Raw genomic sequence first — 24,115 nt, 5'->3', positions numbered from 1 at the left:
CTCTTTACGTTTTATTACAATTGCTTACATTTGATGTGTTTTTACGTTGAAGCTAATTATCATCGCCAACCCCGGAGTCATACGTTTTACTTGAATACTTCCTTGCTGGGCGGCCATAAGTTCATTGACTAGTGCTAAGCCGATGCCTGTGCCTTGGGTGGTGCGGGTCAGTTCGCTGCCGCCGCGATAGAACAGCTCGAAGATTTTCTGTTGTTGTTCCGCGCTAATGCCGTCGCCGTAATCGCGAATTTCTAGTTGCAGTTGGTTATCAGCGATAAGACTGAAATTAAAATCGAGGCGTTGGCGCGACTTGTCATTAATTTTTTCACGGTCAAAAAACTTAACCGCGTTGTCGGCAATGTTGATGATGACTTGCGAAAATGCATCGCTATCGACTAATACGTCAGTCGTTTTCAGCTTGTCTGTAAGCGGTGAAATTACTAATTCAAACTGATTGTTGTCCAACAGCGACGACAGCTTGGAGCGTATGGTATCGGCGAGAATCGGTGCCTTAACATATTGCAAATTGATGCTTCGCTCGGGCTGATTTAGTGTCGCTAGCTGTAAAATATTGTCGATCAAACGCGACAAGCGCTCGCTTTCGCTTTGAATAAATTCGTAATATTCCGCTTGGTGCTCTTTGGACAACACCGCGCCCATACTTAGCATTTCTGCATACATTCGAATTGAAGTGAGGGGGGTTTTTAGCTCGTGACTTACCGATGACACAAAGTTAAGCCGCTGTTCTGCTAACGCCAATTGTTGTGCGCCGATGCGATAAAAGCCGAAACAGCCGAAGATTATCGTTATCAATAACACCGCCATAAGCGCTAAACCGTAATTGGCGTTGGCTGATGGCGCTAATTGAGACGTGATATAAGATAACTGGAAGTCGGTATAGGGATAGTTTAGCTTGGCGCGCTTGATGAGCTGTTGCTGTGCCATTTCCGCCGTACTAGTTAACAGAGTAATTTCGATGTCGCTTTGCTGATTGCGGCGAGAAAAAAGATATGCCCCTTGGTTTTGCTGTATATCCTGCACCAGAATGCTCATTGGCTTATCAAACTGCGCAATATTCATGGTATCGATGATTGCAGGACTGACAAAGGCGTGTTTATCCACCACGTAGCCTTGCATTACCAGTCGTTCATTCATCTTAATAATGCGATAAAAGATAAAGTAATCAGGCACATCGGTGACTAATTGAAATAATTCTTTCTCTTTCATTGCACCAGATTCTGATAACTGCGTAACTTTCGACGAGCTGCTGACGATGCGTTGTAAGGTCGCTATTTTCTCGCGTTGGGCCTTCGATGACGCGTTAGTTGATGCCGTTATTGCCTGTTGATCTTCGGGGCTATCAATTACAAAGGGCCAAGTTGGGCTACTAAAGCCAACATCGGGGTCGATCTGGAAATAGCCGACTAGTCCATCGGCGTGTTGATAATATTGCGGATCGGCAAGCGGTGATAATTCTTGGGTCAGCTGCTTGGTCTGTGGATTGTAAATATGCTGAATGTAACTAAATTCGCTATACCTGATGGTGTTGGGCAGGGTTCTTCGTTTGAATAGTCGCTTGTTAATCGCCGCCGACATCTTGTCGCTTTGCTGCTGGTATTGTGTCAGTTGCTCTTGTGCAAACTGAGTGTATGCAGCGAGCGAAATCAAGCAGGCAGGGGTAAATAACAAGGCGAAAAACACCAAGGTTAAAATACGTAATCGTTTGATTCGTTGTTGATAATTAAGAAGCTGTTTATTATTGACTAACAGCTTGATATTGCGAGTTAACCAATTAATAATTGATACCCCTCACCTCTAAATGTCACCAAGTGCCGTGGCGATTTTGGATCGCTTTCGATTTTCTTTCTCAGTTTAGCAATGTGAATGTCGACGGTTCGCGTATCTAAATGGTCGGTGGATTTGTAATCCCAGACTTGTTTGAGCAATTCCTCGCGGGAAACAGGCGTCTGCTTTTGCTTGAGATAGCTCAAAATGGCGACTTCACGGCGAGTGTATTTCATGGCTTTTTGATACGACACGCCCGTTAGCTTTTGAGTGCAAATATTCACATGTTCATTAATCACCAGCTGCGATTCATTAGCCGTCATTCCCGAACGTCTGATTAACGCGGTCACTCGCAACACTAACTCTGCAGTTGAAAAGGGCTTTGCTAAGTAATCGTCGGCGCCTAGGGTTAAACCATTGATAACGTCTTGCTCGGTGTTCTTGGCGGTGAGCATTAGAATCGGCTGAGTTTGTGAGTGCTGTCTAATCGCGTCACAGATCTGAAAACCATCGATTGAGGGCAGCATTACATCTAAGATGATACAGGCGTGCTGACCTGCTAACGCTCGCTCTAAACCCTTCTGGCCATCGGTTTCGCTTTCTACATTAAAACCATGAAAAATAAAGAGATCGGTTAAACCTCGTAAAATATTAGGCTCATCTTCAACAATTAAAATAGTCGGTTTTATATCCATCGTTTGCCAACCCCGGTCATTAACTCAAAGAGAATATACCAAAGACTCTATTCGCTCCAATGTAAACTTTTGTAAAACATTCAAGGCGTTATTTTTACGTTGTGTGTCTACTTGCCTCATTGCGTCGTCCCTATGATTAACTCGAATTAATTAAAGGATTTACGCGATGTTTAATCAAAAATACTCAGCTAACTCATTGCCGATAAGCATGACCTCAAGGCAGCACAAAAATCTTTTTAAAGGTTTGTTGGTAGCAATGGCTCTTAGCAGTGGTGTAGCACAGGCCAACACCAATACAACAGAAAATAATGCCGCTATCGATACTTATCGCGCTGAATTTTTCCATGAATTCTCGCCGCAAACACTCTATGACATGTTAGAAAAAACACCCGGTGCTAATAGCATTATCGTCGCCATGAAAAATGCTGAGCAGAGCCGTGGTTTTGGTTCTAGTGGCGACCAAATTCTGATTAACAACAAGCGTATCTCCGGCAAAGAAAATAGCATTCAAAAGGAGCTTAGCAATATTCAAGCGCGCGATGTTGACTACATTGAGCTTATTCGCGGTACGCGTTCAGATCTCGATGTGCAAAGTAATGGATTAATCATTAATGTTGTTTTAAAACAAACGATTGAGTCATCGGTGTTGTGGACTTTGGCTGGCATCAAGGCAGAAGGAATTAGCGCCAAGCCAGAATTTTCTGTGGTGTATAGCGCGGCTGCGGGAGATATTAAATATCGCTTAGGGCTCAATCACAGCATGAGCCCGACTAATCTGTGGATCAAAGATTACTTTAGCGCGCCAGACAAAACGCTCACTGATACCAAGATTGGTAATCGTCACAATTGGTATCAACAAGATCAATTAACTGCCAAGGTAGAATACAGCGCGACGCCGCAAACGGCAGCGCAGGTGAGTGCGCTATACGAAAAAAACTATGTCGATGCCGAGTTTATATCAACCCATGATAAGTGGACGCTTAATCAACGCGATAAATTTGTATTAGCCTTTGATAATGATAGAGAAAAGTGGGAAGTTAGCGGTGATGTTAGTCATCAGTTAAATGCTAAAAATCATCTTAAACTGTTATTCATTAGCAACGAACTGACGGCGACTGACGATTTAGCGCGGCTGTTTATTTTGGAAGACGATTCGCGATCTCCAAATTACACCTTGCCACGACACTACACCGCCAAAGAAAACGTATTGCGAGGCAACTGGAAACATCAGCTAGACAATCGTCACTCCTTTGATTCTGGACTGGAACTGGCGATAAATAGTCGCGATGAAAAACTGCAGTTCGACAGCCAGATTAACGCGCCATATCGCTCAACTGAGATCAACGATATTGAAGAGACACGCTATGAAGGATTTGTTCACTACAATTTTGCCGCTTCGTCAGCGCTAAATATTCAAGGCTCACTGGTGTTTGAGCGCTCAACCATGGATGTGGCGACAAACTACCTGTTGGAAACAGAAACCCGCAACCAAGTGGCCAGTGAATCGACCCGAACCTTTAACTATCTCAAGCCGCGTTTTAATGTGCGTTATGACTTTGACGACACCCATCAACTGCGCTTTAACTTAGAGCGAACCGTCAGCCAACTAAATCTCGATGATTTTGTGCCGGGATTTAATCGCGAAGAAACACGGCTTGAAGAAACCAATCCAAATCTCAAACCAGAAGTGCGTGATGAACTCTCATTTACCTTTGAAAAACAATGGCAAACGGCAAATGGCAGCATTAGCGTTACCCCTTATTATCACCGTATTAGCGACTTAATTACCGAGATTCCACTCGTCGCCCATTCAGGAGCTGGCAACATCGATGATGCCAAAGAATATGGTGTAACGCTCAATAGCAACTTCGATTTGAATGCGATTGGCCTAAAAAATACCGTGATTAGCGTTGAGCACACATGGCGCAATAGCCAAATGATTCATCCGTTTACCGGACAAAGCACCGAGATTGAAAGCTTGAGTGATAGTGATTGGAATCTAAAGATCGACCAAAACGACATATTGCCGGGATTATCGGTGAGCGCGTCGGTGAGTCAGCAAAGTGATTACAAGTATTCGCGATTCGATTATCAAGCCAGCCGCACGCAAGATCCCATCGCCAGTGCGACCGTGGACTATAAAATCAATCAAAGCCTAAAAATAAGATTGCTGGCAGAGAACTTACTTCAGCGCAAATCAACGCTAAACCGTGTGCGTTATCCGGGACTGTTTACGGCGAATGAACCATCGAGATATGAGCGACGAACTTACGATAGAACGCCGCGCTACACCCTAACACTAACGGGACAGTTTTAACGCTAACTATCTTTTTGCTGTGCTGCTGCATTCACCGTTTGCAACGACTGTAAATAGTCACTGATTGCTGGCGGTGAAAGCGGCTTGCTATAGACATAGCCTTGCACTAAATCGCAGCCGAGATAGTGTAATTGTCGCAGCTGAAAATCGGTTTCTACACCTTCGGCCACCACTTCCATTTGCAGACTCTTAGCCATCGATACTATCGCGTTAATCAGGCGAGTATCTGTATTGTGTGGCTCGATATCTTTGACAAAGCTGCGGTCGATTTTCAGCTTATTGACAGGGAAGCGCTTGAGATAACTCAGCGACGAATAGCCGGTGCCAAAATCATCGAGGCTAATGTTAATGCCCAAGCGGCGCAGCTCGGTTAACTGCGAAAACACTTGCTCATCGTCGGCAATTAACAAGCTTTCGGTGATTTCTAAAATAAGCTTATTTGGCGCTAGGCCCGTTTCGCGTAATACGTCAGTCACCTGCTCAACAAAGTTTGGCTGCTGGAACTGCAACGACGACACATTCACCGCGACACCTGGCGCATAGGCTAATGTCGATTGCCAGTCAGCGGCAGTGCGACAAGCTTGTTTTAATACCTGATGGCCAATGGCGTTTATTAACCCCATCTCTTCGGCCAGCGGAATAAAGTGAATCGGCGCTATGATACCTTTAATTGGGTGACGCCAGCGGACAAGGGCTTCGGTATATTCCAATTGCGTGCTTTGGCAGTGATGAATCGGCTGAAACCACACCTCAAAATCTTCGTTGTGAACCGCTTCGCGCAATTCGCCCATCAGAGTACGGCGATTTTGCGCTTCCTCATCCATTTCTTTGGTAAAGAACTGGAATTTATTACGGCCATTAGCCTTGGCTTTATACATCGCGCTATCGGCTTTGGTGAGCAGCTCTTCCGCATTGTCGCCGTCGTCGGGACACACTGCGATACCAATACTCGCCGTGATATAGGCTTTGTGGCCATTGAGATCATAAGGGCGCGCTATTTCTTGGATGATGTCGTTAGTGATATCTTCCACTGTATCGACCTCGGCAGGCTCGGTGAAAATAATCGCAAACTCGTCGCCACCTAATCGCGACACCATATTCGAGCTAGTCACGCAGGCAGTAATACGCTCACTCACTTGCTGCAATAAGATATCACCTTGTGAATGGCCTAAGTTATCGTTTACTTGCTTAAAGCCATCTAAATCGATGAAAAGTAAAGCGAGCTTACTTTGATTGTGGCTGGCTACATCAAGCGCGTGAACTAAACGGTCTGAAAACATATTGCGATTGGCGAGCCCGGTCAGCGCATCGTAATTTGCTTGATGATAAATCTTATCTTCGGCTTTCTTACGCTTAGTAATATCGCTAAACAGCCCAACATAAGCCTCAATTTCCCCTTGCGGATTACACAGCGCAGTAATCGCCAGCCACTCGTAATATAGCTCGCCGCTTTTACGTCGATTACTCACTTCACCTTGCCAGCTACCATTGCGTTTTAGCTCGCGAATCATCGAGTTGTAAAAGCCTTGGTCGTGGTGGCCAGAACGCAAAATAGTCGGCGTCTTACCAATGGTTTCTTGTTCGCTAAAGCCTGTTATTTCAGTAAATGCCTGATTAATAGCGAGGATTTCTTGTTTGTTATTACAAATCATCACCGCTTCAGTCGCAGTGTGGAAAACCGTCGAGGCCAAGCGCAGCTGCTTTTCGTTTTCTTTGAGTAGGCTGACATCACGACTAATCACCACGTATTCAGTCTTATTGGCGGCGTTGGATAGTGGAAAGACATTGAGCATTTCCCAGCGTTCAAAAATTGTGTCTAACTCGCTACCTAGTTCACCTTGCCAACTTATTCCGCCTCGCATTGAAAAGGCTAATTCGTCTGCGTTGTCACCCGAGTCCGCGTATAAATCAATAAATGGTTGATTAATAATTGATTGTTGGCAACGCTCACTATATTGCTCTTCAAATTGGCTATTGCCATAACTAATGCGCCCTTTGTCATCAATAGTGGCGATGGCAATCGGACTTTGCTCTACAATTTGTGACAGGGTTTTGATGCGATTCTCGGCGCTTTTTTTGCGGCTCAACAAATAAAGCAATACGGTGACACAGATAATAAGAAGCGTAATACCGAGAAAAAGATAGAAGAATTGCTTTTTGTTTTGCGCCCTAATGACTTCAATTTGTTTGTCTACCATAGTTTCGAGATTGTCTTGGTAGTGCCATAACTCCTGTTCTAATTGGCGCTGCGATGAAATATCTCGGATAGTAGAAAAGAGTAATTTTCGGTTTTTGACGATAATAGGCGATGAATAAACTTGAACAGTTTTTATCGAACCATCAGCCATCTTATGTCTAAAAATGAAGTAGTTACGGTTTTCTAACTTGGCTGCTTGACGCTCTGTAGCCACCTGTTCCGCGCTAAGTAAATTAACGTCTTGAATGGAGATGTTTTGAAACTCTTTGCGCGAATAACCATAAAATACTATCGCCGCATCATTGGCATCGACTATCTTGCCATCGTCAGGAGAGATTAATAGCGTTGGCAGACTATACGGACGAAAGAACTCGTCAAACGTAGTGTCTGATGCAAGTGATTGAATTGAGATTAAAAATAATACAGCGACTAAAAATGTTTTAAACATCGAATCAATATTTGTACGCAATTTAAATAAATCATATCCGATTTTAACCGCGTAAGCATTGAGATAAGACAAAGTATTTAATTTTATACTTTATACCAACCTAAAGGATGGTTTTTGGTGTTGGGTTAAACACTGTGCATGTATGACTAGATATAGCGAGAGAGTACGCAAGTGAAAACTAGCACTCATAGCTAAGGACAATAGCTTTGGTCGTCTAAAATATATCTACACATCAGATCGATAAGCTCTTGAATGAAATCTTCGTCATGAAGTCTTTCTGGAGTATTAGCGGCTATTGCTCTAATGGTTGACTCGACAACAAGAGTGCCCAGTTCAATTGATTTATCAACATTCCTTACTCTAACGATGGTTGGATTTGAATCAACAAACTGCTTCATTCCATCGTAAAAGCGGCTGTGAGTATTCTTCATTTGTAGCTTGAACAAATGCGCGGGAACAAGGGCGCGCAATAGTTTATCAAGCTCAGGAAAAGATACGGCTTCTTTTACTCTTGCTCTCACAATAGCTTCGATCAACTGGGCTGGCTTAACAATGGTCATTGTAGAAAAAACACTGATGACTGAATCAGCCATTTGCTGATCTAGTTTGCGGATAAGCTCTGCAAAAATAGCCTCTTTTGACGGAAAGTACTCATACAAGGTTCCAATGCTTGTGCCAGCCGTTTCAGCAATTTTATTTGTAGTAGTTGATTCAACGCCTGCCTCAACTAAAACCCGAGCAGCCGACTCTAAAATAGCATTATAAGTAACAGAAGAGCGTGCCTGAGACGGGCGCTTACGGGGCTTATATGAGGTATCAGTATTCAACAGAAATCCGAGTATTTTAAATGTGAAAAGTACTGGATAATTTAAGCTTATTCAATGACTAATTCAAAAGAGAAAATGAAAATATCTAACAAATACCATCATCTAATCATGTCGAGTTTTATGGCTTTTTTCATGGGCGGGTGCATGTCAGGAATTGTGACTTTTATTAATATCGGTTTGGTAGATAATTTCCTACATCTATGGGGAAAGGCATTTATCGTGGTATTTCTCATCGCGCTACCGTTAACTCTGATTTTCACCCCAATAGCTTCAAAGTTAACTGAGAAAGTAACGGTGCGTTGATGCGCTTAAAGGTGAGTAAAAAATTATGGAAAAATTAACGCTAACTTTAGGGCTAACAATATTCGGATTGCTCGGAATCATTCATTTGTTTTATACATTTTTGACCGATAAATTCGCACCTCTCGGCATCAATGTTAAAAAAGCGATGTTATCTACGTCCCCCAGAATAACCAAACAGACTGATATGTGGCGTGCGTGGATTGGTTTCAACGCCAGTCATAGTCTTGGTCTAATTGGCTTTGCTGTTATCTACCTATATTTGAGCATTGTGCATTTTCAATTGATCGTCAGCTCATTAGTCTTATCAACATTTCCTGTCATCGTGAGTATTAGCTATTTATTATTAGCTCAAAAGTACTGGTTCAAAATACCATTCATCGGCATAGCCATTTCACTGTTGTGCTTTTCAGTTTTTGCGTGGTTAGCGAATTTTTAGAACGGCCAGTAGATTTGTAGGCTATTGGTAATTTTCATGTGAAATTTACTTAAATCAATTACTCAGTATTTTCTCGATTTAAAGCATTTCAATCGAGAACGCTTTTCATTATAGTGACACTCAGGATTCCTCAACTAAACACGGATAGTTTTGAAAGATAAAGAAAAGATCGCATTGTTTATCGATGCTGATAATGCCCCCGCCGCAAAAATAGATGTCATCCTCTCAGAACTCGCTCGCTATGGCGTAGTGAATATTCGCAAAGCCTACGGTAACTGGAAAAGCGATAATCTAAAAAACTGGGAAGCAGTGCTTCACGAATATGCGATTCAACCTATCCAGCAATTTGATATTACTAAAGGAAAAAATGCTACCGATATAGCAATAGTAATCGATGTTATGGACACGTTGCATACCAAATCTGTTGACGTTATTTGTATTGCGTCCTCTGATGGAGATTTCACTCCATTAATTACTCGTATTCTTGCTGAGGGAAGGCTGGCAATTGGAATTGGCGAGAAAAAAGCAGCCAGCCCTTTTGTGAATAGTTGTTCAAAGTTTATTTATTTAGACGCTAAGCCTGAAAAGGAACAGAAAATCTCAATTATTGAGCCAATCATTAATGCGCGCGAAGTAAAAGTTAAACAAGACAAAGTGTTACATTCAATATTACTTGAGAGTGTCACCGCCTGTGCTGAACAAGGTGCGTGGGCAAGGCTGGGGGCTATCGGTACTTATTTAAAAGAGAAACAGTATCCATGGAAACAACACAACTTCGGGAAGTTAGTTGATTTGTGTTATGCCGTTGGTTTGTTTGAGAGCAGAAAAACACAAGGTTCAGTTGTTTGGTTCAAAGCTAAAAGCATCGATAATCAAAGGAAGAAAGCTTAGATGAGCGTGGATATAAAGTTTGTTGTTGCATTAATGACAATAACTGGTACAGCATTAATCGGCATATTCGCTTATTTCTACAAAGCCCATGATGAGAGGAAAAAAAGCGCGCGTAAAACTCTTTATTATTTATTAGAGATCAGACACTCAATAATAACGTCACTATTTGACCCTAAGGAAGAAGTTAATCGCTTTTTGAATGTTTTAATCGAAAGATTCAATAAGCGTGGTTTAAAAATGCAAAAAGAGGAGCTTCCTTCTGAAGTAGCAGAGACATTACTGTTAACAATTACTCGGTCAATAACTTGTTTGCGTGAAGATTTAGCAAAAGAGCTTATTAAACCTTATGAAGAACAATTATTACTGCTTGCAGCTGATAAACCTTTATTAGCTTTTTATTTGAAAGGTAAGCATAAACTTGAAGATATGATGAAAATAATTGAGTCTCATCTGGCAAGCATTAATTCTATTGTTGAGATGCCAGACGAACTGAATTCTTGGATGAAAGATTATTTAACTAACTTGCCAAATAATACATTGCAAAAAGTTAAGTCTGACGTATTAAATGAGCTTGAAAGTGATATTATCTTGCTTGCCAAAGAGTGCGGCTTTTTTACATCTAGAAAAGTTAAAAAAATAATAAGTCACAAGTTGAGTTTAGATAATTCAGTTACTTTAGAAGAAATCGAAGCATACATCGATTTTGTTGTTGAAGGCATAGTTGCTGCACATGAAGAGGCAAAGCAACAACCAAAAGAAGAATAGTTATAAAGGATGTTAAATGATACCTAGTTATCAAGATTTTATGCGCCCGTTTCTAGAGTTTGCGCAACAGGGAGAAATTCAACTTAAAGACGTCAAACAGCATTTAATTCGAGAGTTTTCACTGACAGATTCCGACCTTTCGCAACTATTACCAAGTGGCAAACAAACCGTATTTGAAAATAGAGTAGGTTGGGCGCGTACTTACCTCACAAAAACACAACTGCTAGAAACAACTAAGCGCGCGCACTACGTAATAACACCGCGTGGTTTAGACGCTGTAAAAGATAAAAATGCAGTAATTAACGTTAACTACCTAAAGCAGTTCGATGAATTTCATCAGTTCGTTGGACAAGGAAAAGACAAAATTGAAAAGTCAGTACCACAACAGCAAACCGATGAAGAAATTACCCCAGATGAAGCATTGCGCGCTGCTTACGAGCGAATCAATAATGCATTGGCTGAAGATATTTTAGAAAAAACTCGCAAAGTAACACCCGCATTCTTTGAAAAGTTGCTCATTGAGTTACTACTAGCCATGGGATATGGCGGAACAGGCGAGGGTGCTGCCCATGCGTTAGGCATGTCAGGGGACAACGGTGTTGATGGCGTTATCGATCAAGACCCACTGGGTGTTGACCAAATCTACATTCAGGCAAAGCGCTATGCGTTAGGCAACAATGTTGGTGCGAGTGATATAAGAGACTTTTTTGGGGCTTTGAATCTGAAAAAAGCACAAAAAGGCATTTTTATCACTACATCAGACTTTACCTCTTCTGCTCAGCAAACAGCTCAAGATTTAGGTATGAGAATTGTACTTATCAACGGCACCGAATTAGCAAAACTCATGTTGCGATACAACATCGGTAGTAGAGATGAACAGGTACTGCACCTGAAGAAAATAGACGAAGAGTTTTTTGAAGGATGCTAAGGAAAGTTTATGGGACACATCAGTAATTTCGATTTTTTAAAGAAGCATCAAGAGTGGTTATATAAATTAGCGGAAAGTGCTGAACTCAATTTTTCCTCAGATCCAAACACTTCACTTATAAAAATACGTCAACTAGGTGAAGCTATAGCGCAATCAATAGCAGCCCGGATCGGTGTAGAGTTTGGTAATAATATAAAACAAATCGACCTTCTCAGAGATCTTGATTATAACTTACGTCTAGATGATAACGTTAGAGATGCTTTCCACACAATTCGAAAATTAGGCAACGCGGCTACCCATAAGTTTGACAGTACCAGTCACCGTGATGCGTTAAAAGCAATAATGGTCGGACATGCATTAGCCATGTGGTTTCATATCACTTTTGGCGGTAGTGCAGCCAAAGGCTTTAAAATAAAGAAATTTGTAAAACCACAAGATCCATCAGGGTATGTACGCTCACTTGAAGAACAAGTTGAACAATTAAAAACGGAATCACAACGTACATCTGAACGCATTAAAATCGCGGAACAGCTTAGCCAAATAGAAGCTGAAAAAGCCAAAGCAGAGCGTGAGCGTGCTGAGAAAATGTCAGCTGATAAAGCCGCATGGGAACGAGTTGCAGAAGAGCATGAAGCTAAACTAGCAGAATATAGAGCAAAAATGGATGAAGCAAATATTCTGTATAAAGCTACATTCCAAGCCAAACCCAAAGAAGAACAAGCCGCAGAACTCAAGCGTATCGAGAAGTCTTTATTTGAGATGGATGAAGCTGAAACACGTGTCATCATAGATCAGCAATTAGTAGATGCAGGTTGGGAAGCAGACACTGTAAATATTAGACATGCTGATAGAATTATTAATGGTAAAAAAATACCAGGTTCTAGACCTGAGCCAAATAAAAATAAGGCAATAGCTGAATGGCCTACAGAATCTGGGCCTGCTGATTATGCTCTGTTTATTGGTATGACTCTTGTGGGGGTTATTGAAGCCAAGAAGAATGCTAAAAATGTATATGGCGCTATTGATCAAGCTAAACGATATGCCAGAGGTATTGAGAACCTCCCTGAAGACGTAGAAGTAACTCAATATGGTGAGTTTAATACCCCTCTTACTTTTGCCACTAATGGTCGTGCTTACTTAAAACAATTAGAACAAGAAAGCGGCATCTGGTTTTTAGATGTTCGTGATAATACAAATCGCCGTAAGACGCTCAAAGGCTGGTATTCTCCACAAGAAATCAAAACTTATTTGCGCCAAACTCCGCAACAAGCCAATGCAGAGCTTGATGACATGAGCTTTGATTACGAACTTAAACTTCGGGATTACCAGAAGAAAGCGATTTTAAGTGTAGAACAAGCCATTAAGGATGGTAAAGACAAAGCTATGGTGGCTATGGCAACAGGCACAGGGAAAACCAAAACCTGTATTGCTTTAGTCTATCGCTTATTAAAAGCAGAACGTTTTCGCCGAATTCTCTTTTTAGTTGATAGAAGCGCATTAGGTGTTCAAGCGACTGTTGATTTTGGTGAGGTTCGTATGGAAAACCTCAACACCTTTGCCGACACGTTTGAAGTATTAGGCATCGAACCAGAAAAAGCGCCAAAACCTAATCCAGAAGACGATACCAAAGTTCATGTTGCTACCGTACAAGGTTTAGTAAAACGCATTATGTACCCGTCAGATAACGGAGCTAAACCAGGTGTTGGTCAGTACGATTGTATTGTTGTTGATGAATGTCATAGGGGTTACCTACTTGATCGTGAACTAAGTGAAACCGAAGTGAAATTCCGTGATCAAAAAGATTACATGTCTAAGTACCGAGCGGTTATCGAATATTTTGATGCCTTTAAGGTAGGATTAACTGCAACACCTGCACTTCATACCAAAGATATCTTTGGTGATCCTGTGTTTACCTACTCTTACACTGAGGCGGTTATTGATGGTCACCTTGTTGATCATTTACCACCGACACGAATTCACACCAAGCTGAATACCGATGGTATTAAATACGCAATGAATGAGCCTGTGCAAGTATACGATCCACAGACTCAGCAAATTGATTTAGTAAATACGCCAGATGAACTTAGTTTCGATGTTTCTCAGTTTAACCGTAAGGTAATTGCCCCCGAATTTACTAAGGAAGTATGTAAATGGTTAATCGAAAGCGATTCGCTTAACCCGTACTCACCAGAAAAATCACTGATATTCTGTGTAACCGACAAACATGCTGATGAAGTAGTCGAAGCTCTCAAAGATGCGTGTGAAAACTACCACGGTGAGGTGGAAGATGATGCCATTCAAAAAATCACGGGTGCGTCAGATAAGCCATTAGAAAAAATTCGCCGTTACAAAAATGATCGACTCCCCAATATAGCCGTTACTGTAGATTTATTAACTACAGGAGTAGACGTTCCATCTATATGTAATCTTGTATTTTTACGTCGAGTAAACAGCCGTATTTTGTTTGAACAAATGCTTGGCCGTGCAACTCGCCGTTGTGATGACATCGCCAAAGAGCGTTTCCGTATTTTTGATGCCGTAGATATCTACAAACAGTTAGAAAAGGTCAACAGCATGAAACCCGTTGTCACCAAGGTAGATATCACTTTCACAGAGTTAGAAACTGAAATCACAGGTAGTTCAGATCCTAAACTGCAACAGCTTGCGAAAGACCAGTTCCTTGCCAAGCTACAAAGCAAGAAGAATTATCTATCACCGCACCAAAACTCAGACTTTGAGCGCATTGTTGGTAAACCACCAAAAGAGTTTGCTCAAGAGCTGAAAAGCATGAAGTTGACGGACGTTGCCGATTGGTTTGTGAGTCACCCTGGTTTAGGTGAATTACTTGATATGAAAGTATCTGGTACAGGTGGAGGTGGCAACACCGTTGTGATCTCCTCTCATGAAGATGAAGTCACAGGTACATCTACAGGTTATGGCAGCGGTCAAAAGCCAGAGGATTATTTAACAGCCTTTTCCAGTTTTGTGAATGCCAACAGCAACCGAATGGTCGCCATCCAGACCGTAATTCAGCGTCCTTGGGAACTCACACGCGATAGCCTTAAAGAGCTGGCCTTAGAGCTAGAGAAAAATGAATTCCGTGAGCAAGACTTAAAAGAAGCTTGGAAAGAAGTTAAAAACGAAGATATCGCTGCTCGAATCATTGGTCATATACGTCAAGCCGCTATTGGCGAAGCGTTAGAGCCTTATGATAAACGAGTCGATAGAGCATTTGATAAGATACTTTCTAGCCAACCGTGGAAAACGCCACAACGAGAGTGGCTTGAAACTATAGCTGCACAAATGAAAGCCAACATCATTGTTGATGAGTCCAATTTAAATGAAGGGATTTTCAAGCAGAGATTAGGCGGCTTGAAACGAGCAACTAAGCTATTTGAGGAACCCGTAAGTGATATATTGGGCCAGTTCAACAAAGCAGTTTGGTTACAAGACGAACAACAGCATTCAGCCTAACAATATATAATGAGGGCATTATTATGTGGTTTGAGCGTAAAGTCTGAATCCACCCAAAAGAATTAAAATTAGAGAAACTAAATGAGTACGCAAGATTTAATCAATAAACTCTGGAACCTATGTAACCTCCTACGTGATGATGGTATTACTTATCATGAATATCTTAATGAACTCACTTATTTGATTTTTCTTAAAATGGCAGAAGAAACTGATACTGAGGACGGACGCACAGAGCACGAGAAAACACGAAAGTTAAAAGACGGAGAAAAGAGAAAGGAACCTAACATACCTGAAGGGTATAGATGGAAAAATTTAAAAGGTTATAACAATGTTTCGAGATTAGATGAATACAAAAAGTTATTGATTCATCTGGGATCTAATGGAACCGTTATCACCAAAGCCATTTATGCTAACGCCACAACTGTAATTCGCAAGCCAACCACTTTAGAAAAACTGGTCACTCAGATAGATAAACTTGATTGGTACAGTGCCAAAGCCGAAGGTTTAGGGGATATGTACGAAGGCTTGCTGGAAATTAATGCTAGTGAGAAAAAATCTGGTGCAGGACAATACTTCACCCCACGCGTATTGATAGAAATTATGGTTGAGCTTATGAAGCCAACCCCAAAAGATAAAAGAAATAAACAAGCGGGCGATGTGATAGTTGATCCGACAGCCGGAACAGGTGGCTTTCTAATCGCAGCTCATCAATATATGGAAGACAATTTTGATGTTGCAGGATTAGATGAGGAGGATTATGACAATTATCAACATAAGACTTTTCATGGAATGGAGCTTGTGTCTGATACTCGCCGACTAGCGATGATGAATCTGATGCTACACGATTTAGCTATTGATGATGAGAGTGCAGGCGTTTTATTCGGAGATACCTTATCTAATGAGGGAAAAACTCTTCCCAAAGCCAGTCTAATTTTGGCTAACCCTCCATTTGGCACCAAGCAAGGTGGTGGTGTTCCAACTAGGGATGACCTTGTTCATTACACCTCTAACAAGCAGTTAGCGTTTTTACACACCATGTACCACAGTATGTTAAAGCCAGGTGGTCGTGCCGCAGTGGTGTTGCCAGACAACGTATTATTTGAAGGCTCAACAGGTCGTAAAATTCGCAACGACTTAATGGAAAAGTCTAACCTGCACACCATTTTGAGATTACCAACAGGCATCTTCTACGCGGCAGGTGTTAAAACCAATGTACTGTTTTTTGAAAAGCCAACTGATATCACTAAAGATAAAGGTAACACCAAGAAAGTCTGGGTATATGACCTTCGTGCCAATATGCCGCAATTTGGCAAACGCACGGTTTTAACTAAAGCTCACTTTGACGAATTCTATCAAGCAGTTGGTAGCGACCTAACTCAAGTCGATGAAGCCAAACGCCAAGCCTTTATCGATAAGCATAAAGACGGCAGTGAAGTAGGTGATGTTGATACTTGCCGATTACGTTGTTTCACCCGTGAAGAAATCACTGCCAAAGACGATTCACTTGATCTTGCTTGGATTCGTGACGACAGCATTGAAGATGCCGCCAACTTGCCTGAGCCAGATGTATTGATTAATGAAGCGATAGAAGAGTTAGCTGGAGCGATTACTGATTTACAGTCAATTTTAGTGGAGCTTGATGCTGCTGAAGAAACGGATGAGGTTATTGCATGAGCCAGTTGCCTCCAGGTTGGGAACTAAAAAAGTTTACAGACGTTTTTGATATTAATGGTGGGACTCAGCCTCCTAAAAGTGAGTTTATCTCGGAGCCAAAAGAGGGCTACATTCGACTTTTACAGATCAGAGATTTTGGGGCTAAACCAGTTCCTACGTATATCCCAGACAATGGTAAACGAAGAACTTGTACAGAAGACGATATTTTAATTGGTCGTTATGGTGCGTCTGTTGGGAGAATATGTACGGGTATGTCTGGCGCATATAATGTAGCGCTCGCTAAAGTTGCTAAACCTGATTACATTGACACTGGTTACTTGAAATACTTTTTAAAATCAGACGTATTTCAAAGACCACTATCGATGCTTTCGAGATCTGCTCAAAATGGTTTTAACAAAAAAGATCTATCAACGTTTGATTTCTATCAGCCCCCTCTGGAAGACCAGAAACGCATTGCAGATAAACTGGATTCAGTATTAGCCAAAGTCGAAGGGGCACAAGCTCGCCTAGACAAAATCCCAACCATCCTAAAACGATTCCGCCAATCCGTTCTTGCCGCCGCCACCTCCGGCGAACTCACCAAAGACTGGCGTGAGGAGAATAGTGATTCTGTAAATACGCTCGCTGAGTTTTTTATAGCGGAATACGACGGCAAAGATCTGGCTGAGTTACCTCAAGGTTGGGGGTATGTTAGCTTCAAAGATGCCGCAGATATTAAGTCAAATTTAACTGATCCTAAACTTACTCCTGACGCAATCCATTTGGCACCAAATCATATTGAAGCAAATACAGGTAAAATTCTCGAATTGGTAACTGTTGAACAAGATGGAGTGAAAAGTAATAAGCATCAGTTTTATGCAGGCCAAATCATCTACTCAAAGATACGTCCATACTTGAATAAAGTATGTGCAGTAGACTTTGAAGGTCTTTGCAGCGCGGATATGTATCCAATAGAAGCGAAAGTGAATCGTGAATATTTGCTAAATGTAATGTTGTCCGATGAATTTGTTAACTACACATCACAACAGCAAGGCCGAGTTGTTCTCCCTAAAATAAACCAAAAAGCTTTGAATAAAATTCCTGTTCCAGTACCTCCAGAAGCTGAGCAGCTTGAAATTTCGAGATTGACTTCCGAGCTTTTAGCGAAAGCTGAAGTTGTAGAAAAACAATACAACGCCGCCAAAGCTCGATTAAACAAACTTAATCAATCTATTCTCGCTAGAGCATTTAAAGGCGATTTATTCTTACCTTTATCTGAGTCCACAGCTATTAAATTTAGAATTGCAGGCAGTACCAACTCTTCAGAAAATACTGCCTCATTCGAATTAAAAACTGATTTGATCTCAGATGTGCCTGATAGTAGCACGGTTGATAATACGAAAATTGATCAAGTTTCTGCCGCTCCAGCCAACGACGAAGATCTAGAGTTCGAAAAGAATAGTGAAGTTTTAAAGCTACTTAGAACTAACAAAAAACGTAGCCGTTCTGTACAGGAGATATTTGATACCAATGAACTGAATACTTTCGAAACGATAGATAACATTTTTATAGAACTAAAGAAATTACTGAAACTTAACCTAATTGAACAGTTAGGTAATGGTATTAATACGAAATTTAAGGCTAAGTAGTAGTGAAAATTGATTTTTTAAAAATTAGGGATGGTTTTAAAAACATCAACAACCTTGAAATTGATTTTGATGACCAACAATTACTCACTGTTTTAATTGGCCGTAATGGCTCAGGAAAATCGAATGTTATTGAAGCACTAGTTCGAATATTCAGAGCTTTGGATTTTGGTAATGAAGAAGCTCCATTTAGCTATGAGCTGAGATATTTTCTAGGCTCTGAAAATCAGAAGCTGATTAAAATAGATGCATCGCCTTCTTATGGGAGCACACCTCATCAGCAACACAAGATTGAAGTGGCTGAAAAAGATGAGGAAGGAGTTTATAAAAATTTTAAAACGATAGGTATATCGAAAGTAGCTAGGGACGCGCAAGGACATTCAGAAGTGCTGCCAAAGCACCTATTTGCCTATTATTCCGGCCCCAGTGACAGATTAGAAGATTTGTTCAAACCGCATAGAACAAAGTTTTATAATCAGCTACTTAAGAACAAAGTTAAAATAGAAGACGAAGTTCGCCCGCTATTCTATGCTAAACCGTTCCATAGTCAGTTTGTACTATTGGCATTTTTTTTAAATCAAAAACGAAGAGTTGGCCGAGAGTTTTTAGAACAACAGCTTGGTATTAAAGACTTTCATTCTGTTCATTTTGTATTTAGACGACCCGAATGGGGTAAGAATAACAAAACAGACATATTTTGGGGGGCTAGAGGGGTTGTTCGTGATTTCTTAGATCGGCTTTTACCGCATAGTTTTGGAACGATAAAATCGACAAGAGAAGAAGCTTCCTCTTTAACAGGAAGAGGGAGTGATAACGAGTTTGTGCACCTTTTCTTACCTGATATTCAAAGCCTAAAAAATGTTGCTAAAGGGTTGGAGCCAAAGAATTTTTTTAAAATGCTAGAAAGTACCTTGCTTTCTGAGTTGATCGATAGTGTTCATATCAAGGTTAGATTGAATAATAATGAGATAGTCAGCTTTAGTGAGTTAAGTGAAGGTGAGCAGCAACTATTAACCGTTCTTGGCTTGTTAGAATTTACTGTTGAAGATGATTCACTATTTTTACTTGATGAACCTGATACTCATCTAAATCCTGCATGGGCGGCGAAATACCATAACTTTTTGCAGAGGTTTATTCCTAATAAAAAGTTTTGTCATATTTTGATGGTGACCCACCATCCACTAGCTATTGCTGAATTGAACCAGCAACAGATTCAAGTATTACGAAAGAGTCAAAATGGAACATCTTTCGCAGAAGTACCAGCTGAAAGCCCAATAGGTATGGGAGTAAATGGTATTTTAACCAGTGACATGTTTGGCATGGCAACAACATTAGATAAGCACACAAGCGGTGTTATTGAGAAACGTAGAACGTTACTTGAAAAAGAGACTTTAACTGAGCATGAAACCAAAGAACTAAGAAAGCTAAATGGTTCGTTAGAGCGTTTAGGTTACGGTTATACCCACCCAGATGAAGATTATAGGCAGTTCCTAATTGCTAGAAAAAGAGCAATAGACTCTATGGATTCGAAAGGTTTAGATGATACGGAGTATCGTTTAAATATTATTGAGAATATATTAAAGACAAAGGGACTGGTTTAATTGCGATATATAGACATTAATTTAATCGATGCATGTAAACCTGACAATTGGGATGTTAATGCTAGGCAGTGGTTAGCTGAAGTTAGGAATGCACAAGATAAATCAGCAGAATTTACACGACTTGGTAGTAAGTGGTCACCATTTAAGGACAATTTTATTAATCAGTTTGGTGATAAATGTTGGTATTCAGAAGTGCCTCGAATTGCGACCGATTTCAACGTTGACCATTTTCGTCCTAAAGGTGCCGTTAAGAAAGCTAAAGAATCTTATGCTACTAGAGTAGTTGGTGGGCAATCAGAAAAACACTCTGGTTATTGGTGGTTAGCGTTTGAACCAAAAAATTATCGGTATTCTTGTCAATACGCCAACCAACCAAGAGATAATGGCGGCAAACATGATTATTTCCCGCTTCACAACGAAAACACCAGAGTCTGGAGCCAATGCTCGTTAAGAGAGCACAACGTTGAAGATCCTGTTCTTATTGATCCATGCGTACTTGCAGATGTGCAACTATTATCCTTTGAAAAGTCTCCTGGTATGGCTCACTCCCGATTTGATCAAGCAACTGACAAAGCGAAATATGAAAGAGTGCGAACCAGTACCAAGTGTTACAACCTTAACCACAAGACAGTAAAAGGTGAAAGGTTAAAAGTAATTACATCCGTTCAGCAAGACTTAGAGCTACTAGAAAGTATTCATGGATTACCACAGGCAAGTAAGCAAGCAATGCAAGCTCATGCGAGTAACGCTGAAGATCGAATAATTGATGCCTGTAACCGACAATCACCATTTTCAGCCGCCGCAGTAGCTTTTGTTAAACCTAAAAAAGCAGAGCCTTGGTTGGCTAGTATTTTACCACTACTGGACCTTAGCGATTAAACTCAATACTAATTTGGCGTTCAATAAAAAAACACATGTCTAGTGGGGCTCTGCTTGTAATAGCTAATCTATAAAAAATGAGACAAACTTACCTTTGTCTCATTTTGAGATGTATCTATACATTTATGACTAGATGTAATTTTAGCGAACACATTCTGCCCTTATAAACCTTATTCTTAATAGCCTAAATTTTCTAATATATTAAATTGCAGCGAACAGCCAATTTGACTCTCTCAATATTTACATCTAAGTAAAAAATTAAAGTAATAGCTATCTAACGATATATATCGTTAATTGTCATAAAGGATATTTGTAAAGCGTTTAATTCATCCAATAAAAGTAATTATACAACATTGCGTTAATTCTAGAACCTCTGTTTGAATCGACCAGATTTTCCTAGACACAAATAAGTAGTAAACTTTGTGTCCTAGGAGGATAAATGAGCGCAAAAAGATTTCCAGAAGAATTCAAGATACAGGCCGTTAAGCAAGTTACTGAAAAAGGCCATGCGGTTGCGAGCGTTGCCGAGCGGCTAGATATTTCCACCAATAGCCTTTATAACTGGTTAAAACGTTATGGTAGTAATAGCGAGCACTATCAAGAGCTATCGGAGCAAGATAAGCGTATAAGAGAGCTTGAAAAAGAGTTAAAGCGTACTCAACAAGAGCGTGATCTTTTAAAGGAAGCCGCCGTGTACTTTGCGGGCGAGTCAAAGAAAAGTACACGTTCATAAAGTCTCGGCTCAACCAATACCCAATAAAGCTGATGTGCCAAGCATTACAAGTCCATCGCAGTGGCTTCCATGCTTGGCTTAAAAAGCCTGAGTCTGAACGGTCTATAGATGACAGACGCTTAACGGGATTAATCAAACAATCTTGGCTAGAAAGTGACTGTGTATATGGCTATCGTAAAATTCAAAGTGATATGCGAGATTTAGGAGAAGCTTGCTCTAAAAATAGAGTTCATCGGTTAATGCAGTTGGCTGGTATCCAAGCGCAGGTTGGCTATAAAAAGCGTAAAGGAAATTATGGTACTAAACCATCAGTTGTTGCTGATAACCAACTTAAACGACAGTTTGACGTGGTAGAGCCAAATCAAGCTTGGGTAACTGATATCACTTATATTGACACTCATGAGGGCTTTCTATATCTCGCTGTTGTTATCGATTTATTCTCTCGGCAGGTGATTTGTTGGTCGATGCAATCAATGATGCATACCGATTTAGTCTTAAGTGCATTACTTGCAGCAGTGTGGCGTAGAAAGCCTAAGCAGACTGTTATTATACATTCAGATCAAGGTAGCCAGTTTACCGGTTATGATTGGCAGCGCTTTGCTGCTGAGCATAATTTATCGCTAAGCATGAGTCGCAGAGGTAACTGTCACGATAATGCAGTTGCAGAAAGCTTTTTTCAGCTGCTTAAGCGCGAACGGATTAAGCGAAGAAAGTATAAAAGCAGGGAAAAAGCGAAGGAAGATATTTTCGATTACATCGAAATGTTTTATAACAGTAAACGCAAACATGGTTATTTAAATAATCAGTCTCCGGCTGACTATGATAGAACCTATTTTATGCATCAAGAAAACGTCTAGGTAAGTCTGGTCGATTCATACAATTTATTCGCACAATTTAAAATTTGTTCGCTCTAATTATGTTTTGTCAGTTAAACCGCATCTCCACACGCCCAACCAGAACTCCATGCCCATTGGAAGTTGTAGCCTCCTAACCAGCCACGAGCATCTACAATTTCAACAATGAGTTAGAAGGTGGTTAGTACTTTTCTGCGCTAATAAGTGTTGTTAATCTACATTTTTATGCGCATAAAAGTGTAGTAAATTGACATTTTATTGCGCATAAAAATGTGTTGACTTATACTTTATTCTACAAAATATAGGGCGAGGGTTAGCACAATGAAACGATTGCTATTAGAAAAGTTAATATCTTGGAAAAAACAAGCTAAGCGTAAGCCAGTCTTGTTAGATGGTGCACGCCAAACAGGAAAGTCGTTTCTGCTTGAACATTTGTTTGGTGCTCATTTTGAGCAAGTCATTCGTTTAGATTTTTTAGAGCAACCTTCTCTCTCTAATATATTTTCAGATTCATTAAACCCTTCGGATATATTAGTTAATATCGAATTAACATTGAATATCAGCATTGATCAGAAAAATGCGTTAATTATTTTTGATGAGATTGGTGAATGCCAAGCCGCGATAGATTCATTGAAGTTTTTTGCTGAGCAACATCCCGACATGTACATCTGTGCGTCTGGTTCTAATATAGGTTTGTTGGGATCTTTTCCTGTTGGGAAAGTAGAGCTGTTAACGTTATACCCTTTAACATTTGAAGAGTTTTTGTGGGCATCGCAACAAACGCCACTTGAAAAAGCATTCAATCAAATGAATATGGGGAAAATTGCTCACGATAAGCTGTTTGATTTATTGCTCGATTATTACTTTGTTGGCGGTATGCCCGAAGCTGTAAACAGCTGGTTTGAGTCAAAAAGTGACAAAGGGATAATAGAAAGAGTAGAGCAGGTTAGCCAAATTCACGCCGACCTTATTGTCGGCTATGAGCGTGATTTTGGTAAGTATTCGGGTAAAACGTCTGCACAGCATATCCAATCTATTTTTAATAATATTCCTACTCAGCTGTCTCAGAACATTGATGATTCAGTTAAGCGTTTTAAGTTTAAAGACGTAATAGAAAAGAAAACGAGGTACCAAGATTTATCTGGACCTATCAATTGGTTAGATAAGTGTAAGTTGCTTTCTAAATGCCATCCGATAGATACAACACCTAGCTCACCATTGTCAGCATTAACTAAAGATAATCGCTTTAAATTGTTTATGTTTGATGTGGGATTACTTAATCATATGCTTGAGTTATCTTACAAAGAACTTCGCGATCAAGGTTTTAATTATAAAGGCTATATTGCAGAGAATTTTGTACAAAATGAGCTGATTGCGGCTAATGGTAGTTCTACTTACTCTTGGGAATATGCGCGCAGTGAAATTGAGTTTTTGCTGAAGAAAGACGATGGACAGATTGTTCCTGTTGAAGTTAAAAGCGGTAAACGAACAAGAGCTAAATCATTGGGCGTTTATGTTGATCGCTATAAGCCAGCGCAAACTGTCAAACTTATTGGGTCGACAGGTTCATTGGATAATAAAAACGCGTTGGTGTTACCGCTATATTATGCTTCTAGATTACACATGCTGCTCGATTAATCGATAGGGATAGATCACTATGATTTATCCCCTACAGATAACAAT

General features: G+C 40.5%; 16 protein-coding genes and 1 pseudogene. 12 read left to right on the top strand and 5 right to left on the bottom strand.

Features of this window, described 5'->3' with window-relative positions; all coding sequences use genetic code 11:
* Positions 1-24 precede the first annotated feature (24 nt).
* Positions 25-1,689 carry a HAMP domain-containing sensor histidine kinase gene (locus MHM98_RS15500; protein ID WP_239440273.1) on the bottom strand — a complete coding sequence of 555 codons (1,665 nt, stop codon included), beginning with the start codon at positions 1,687-1,689 and terminating at the stop codon, positions 25-27.
* Positions 1,690-1,784: 95 nt separating this feature from the next.
* Positions 1,785-2,480: a response regulator transcription factor gene (locus MHM98_RS15495; RefSeq protein WP_239440272.1), complete on the bottom strand. Its 696-nt coding sequence runs from the start codon at positions 2,478-2,480 to the stop codon at positions 1,785-1,787.
* A 166-nt stretch (positions 2,481-2,646) separates the two neighbouring features.
* Here MHM98_RS15495 and MHM98_RS15490 point away from each other — a divergent pair, with 166 nt between their 5' ends.
* Positions 2,647-4,797: a TonB-dependent receptor gene (locus MHM98_RS15490; protein ID WP_239440271.1), complete on the top strand. Its 2,151-nt coding sequence runs from the start codon at positions 2,647-2,649 to the stop codon at positions 4,795-4,797.
* A gap of 2 nt (positions 4,798-4,799) precedes the next feature.
* Here the strand turns inward: MHM98_RS15490 and MHM98_RS15485 are convergent, their stop codons facing one another.
* Positions 4,800-7,442 carry an EAL domain-containing protein gene (locus tag MHM98_RS15485; RefSeq protein ID WP_239440270.1) on the bottom strand — a complete coding sequence of 881 codons (2,643 nt, stop codon included), beginning with the start codon at positions 7,440-7,442 and terminating at the stop codon, positions 4,800-4,802.
* Positions 7,443-7,633: 191 nt separating this feature from the next.
* A complete protein-coding gene (locus tag MHM98_RS15480; protein WP_239440269.1) occupies positions 7,634-8,269 on the bottom strand; it encodes a TetR/AcrR family transcriptional regulator in 636 nt (211 codons plus the stop codon).
* Positions 8,270-8,597: 328 nt separating this feature from the next.
* Here MHM98_RS15480 and MHM98_RS15475 point away from each other — a divergent pair, with 328 nt between their 5' ends.
* From MHM98_RS15475 to MHM98_RS15430, 10 genes are all read left to right on the top strand, one after another.
* Positions 8,598-9,008, top strand: a complete 411-nt coding sequence (locus MHM98_RS15475) for a hypothetical protein (RefSeq protein ID WP_239440268.1) — start codon at positions 8,598-8,600, stop codon at positions 9,006-9,008.
* Between the two features lie 150 nt (positions 9,009-9,158).
* Positions 9,159-9,899 carry an NYN domain-containing protein gene (locus tag MHM98_RS15470; protein ID WP_239440267.1) on the top strand — a complete coding sequence of 247 codons (741 nt, stop codon included), beginning with the start codon at positions 9,159-9,161 and terminating at the stop codon, positions 9,897-9,899.
* Complete coding sequence (locus MHM98_RS15465) at positions 9,900-10,664, top strand: hypothetical protein (RefSeq protein WP_239440266.1); 765 nt, start codon at positions 9,900-9,902, stop codon at positions 10,662-10,664.
* Between the two features lie 16 nt (positions 10,665-10,680).
* The gene (locus MHM98_RS15460) at positions 10,681-11,592 is read left to right on the top strand and encodes a restriction endonuclease (protein ID WP_239440265.1); all 912 of its coding nucleotides are present in this window, start codon (positions 10,681-10,683) and stop codon (positions 11,590-11,592) included.
* Between the two features lie 9 nt (positions 11,593-11,601).
* On the top strand, positions 11,602-15,066 hold the full coding sequence (hsdR, locus tag MHM98_RS15455) for a type I restriction-modification system endonuclease (protein ID WP_239440264.1): 3,465 nt from the start codon (positions 11,602-11,604) through the stop codon (positions 15,064-15,066).
* A gap of 81 nt (positions 15,067-15,147) precedes the next feature.
* Complete coding sequence (locus MHM98_RS15450; RefSeq protein ID WP_239440263.1) at positions 15,148-16,740, top strand: N-6 DNA methylase; 1,593 nt, start codon at positions 15,148-15,150, stop codon at positions 16,738-16,740.
* Positions 16,737-18,368: a restriction endonuclease subunit S gene (locus MHM98_RS15445; protein ID WP_239440262.1), complete on the top strand. Its 1,632-nt coding sequence runs from the start codon at positions 16,737-16,739 to the stop codon at positions 18,366-18,368. Before MHM98_RS15450 ends, MHM98_RS15445 begins: the two co-directional genes overlap by 4 nt.
* 2 nt (positions 18,369-18,370) lie before the next feature.
* Entirely contained in the window at positions 18,371-19,966 is a 1,596-nt protein-coding gene (locus MHM98_RS15440) for an AAA family ATPase (protein WP_239440261.1), read from the top strand.
* The gene (locus MHM98_RS15435; RefSeq protein ID WP_239440260.1) at positions 19,967-20,845 is read left to right on the top strand and encodes a hypothetical protein; all 879 of its coding nucleotides are present in this window, start codon (positions 19,967-19,969) and stop codon (positions 20,843-20,845) included.
* 439 nt (positions 20,846-21,284) lie between these two features.
* Positions 21,285-22,435 (top strand): IS3 family transposase gene (locus tag MHM98_RS15430; protein WP_239440259.1). Its coding sequence is split into 2 segments (ribosomal slippage): positions 21,285-21,531 and positions 21,531-22,435, totalling 1,152 coding nucleotides; the frame shifts between segments, so codons are not numbered across the junction.
* A gap of 71 nt (positions 22,436-22,506) precedes the next feature.
* Here the strand turns inward: MHM98_RS15430 and MHM98_RS15425 are convergent.
* Positions 22,507-22,599: pseudogene (locus tag MHM98_RS15425) on the bottom strand (NAD(P)/FAD-dependent oxidoreductase); the annotation flags it as partial.
* A 154-nt stretch (positions 22,600-22,753) separates the two neighbouring features.
* Here MHM98_RS15425 and MHM98_RS15420 point away from each other — a divergent pair.
* Positions 22,754-24,070: an ATP-binding protein gene (locus MHM98_RS15420; RefSeq protein WP_239440258.1), complete on the top strand. Its 1,317-nt coding sequence runs from the start codon at positions 22,754-22,756 to the stop codon at positions 24,068-24,070.
* Positions 24,071-24,115: the final 45 nt, after the last annotated feature.

Origin of the sequence: Psychrobium sp. MM17-31 (assembly GCF_022347785.1) — a bacterium.
Classification (GTDB): domain Bacteria; phylum Pseudomonadota; class Gammaproteobacteria; order Enterobacterales; family Psychrobiaceae; genus Psychrobium.
This window is presented reverse-complemented; position numbering and strand designations above follow the sequence as displayed.

What these genes read in the sequence shown, in the direction of transcription:
- MHM98_RS15495 (WP_239440272.1), bottom strand. Translation starts at nt 2,480, where the DNA reads ATGGATATAAAACCGACTATTTTAATTGTTGAAGATGAGCCTAATATT.
- MHM98_RS15490 (WP_239440271.1), top strand. Translation starts at nt 2,647, where the DNA reads ATGTTTAATCAAAAATACTCAGCTAACTCATTGCCGATAAGCATGACC.
- MHM98_RS15420 (WP_239440258.1), top strand. Translation starts at nt 22,754, where the DNA reads ATGAAACGATTGCTATTAGAAAAGTTAATATCTTGGAAAAAACAAGCT.
- MHM98_RS15465 (WP_239440266.1), top strand. Translation starts at nt 9,900, where the DNA reads ATGAGCGTGGATATAAAGTTTGTTGTTGCATTAATGACAATAACTGGT.
- MHM98_RS15450 (WP_239440263.1), top strand. Translation starts at nt 15,148, where the DNA reads ATGAGTACGCAAGATTTAATCAATAAACTCTGGAACCTATGTAACCTC.
- hsdR (WP_239440264.1), top strand. Translation starts at nt 11,602, where the DNA reads ATGGGACACATCAGTAATTTCGATTTTTTAAAGAAGCATCAAGAGTGG.
- MHM98_RS15475 (WP_239440268.1), top strand. Translation starts at nt 8,598, where the DNA reads ATGGAAAAATTAACGCTAACTTTAGGGCTAACAATATTCGGATTGCTC.
- MHM98_RS15445 (WP_239440262.1), top strand. Translation starts at nt 16,737, where the DNA reads ATGAGCCAGTTGCCTCCAGGTTGGGAACTAAAAAAGTTTACAGACGTT.
- MHM98_RS15460 (WP_239440265.1), top strand. Translation starts at nt 10,681, where the DNA reads ATGATACCTAGTTATCAAGATTTTATGCGCCCGTTTCTAGAGTTTGCG.
- MHM98_RS15485 (WP_239440270.1), bottom strand. Translation starts at nt 7,442, where the DNA reads ATGTTTAAAACATTTTTAGTCGCTGTATTATTTTTAATCTCAATTCAA.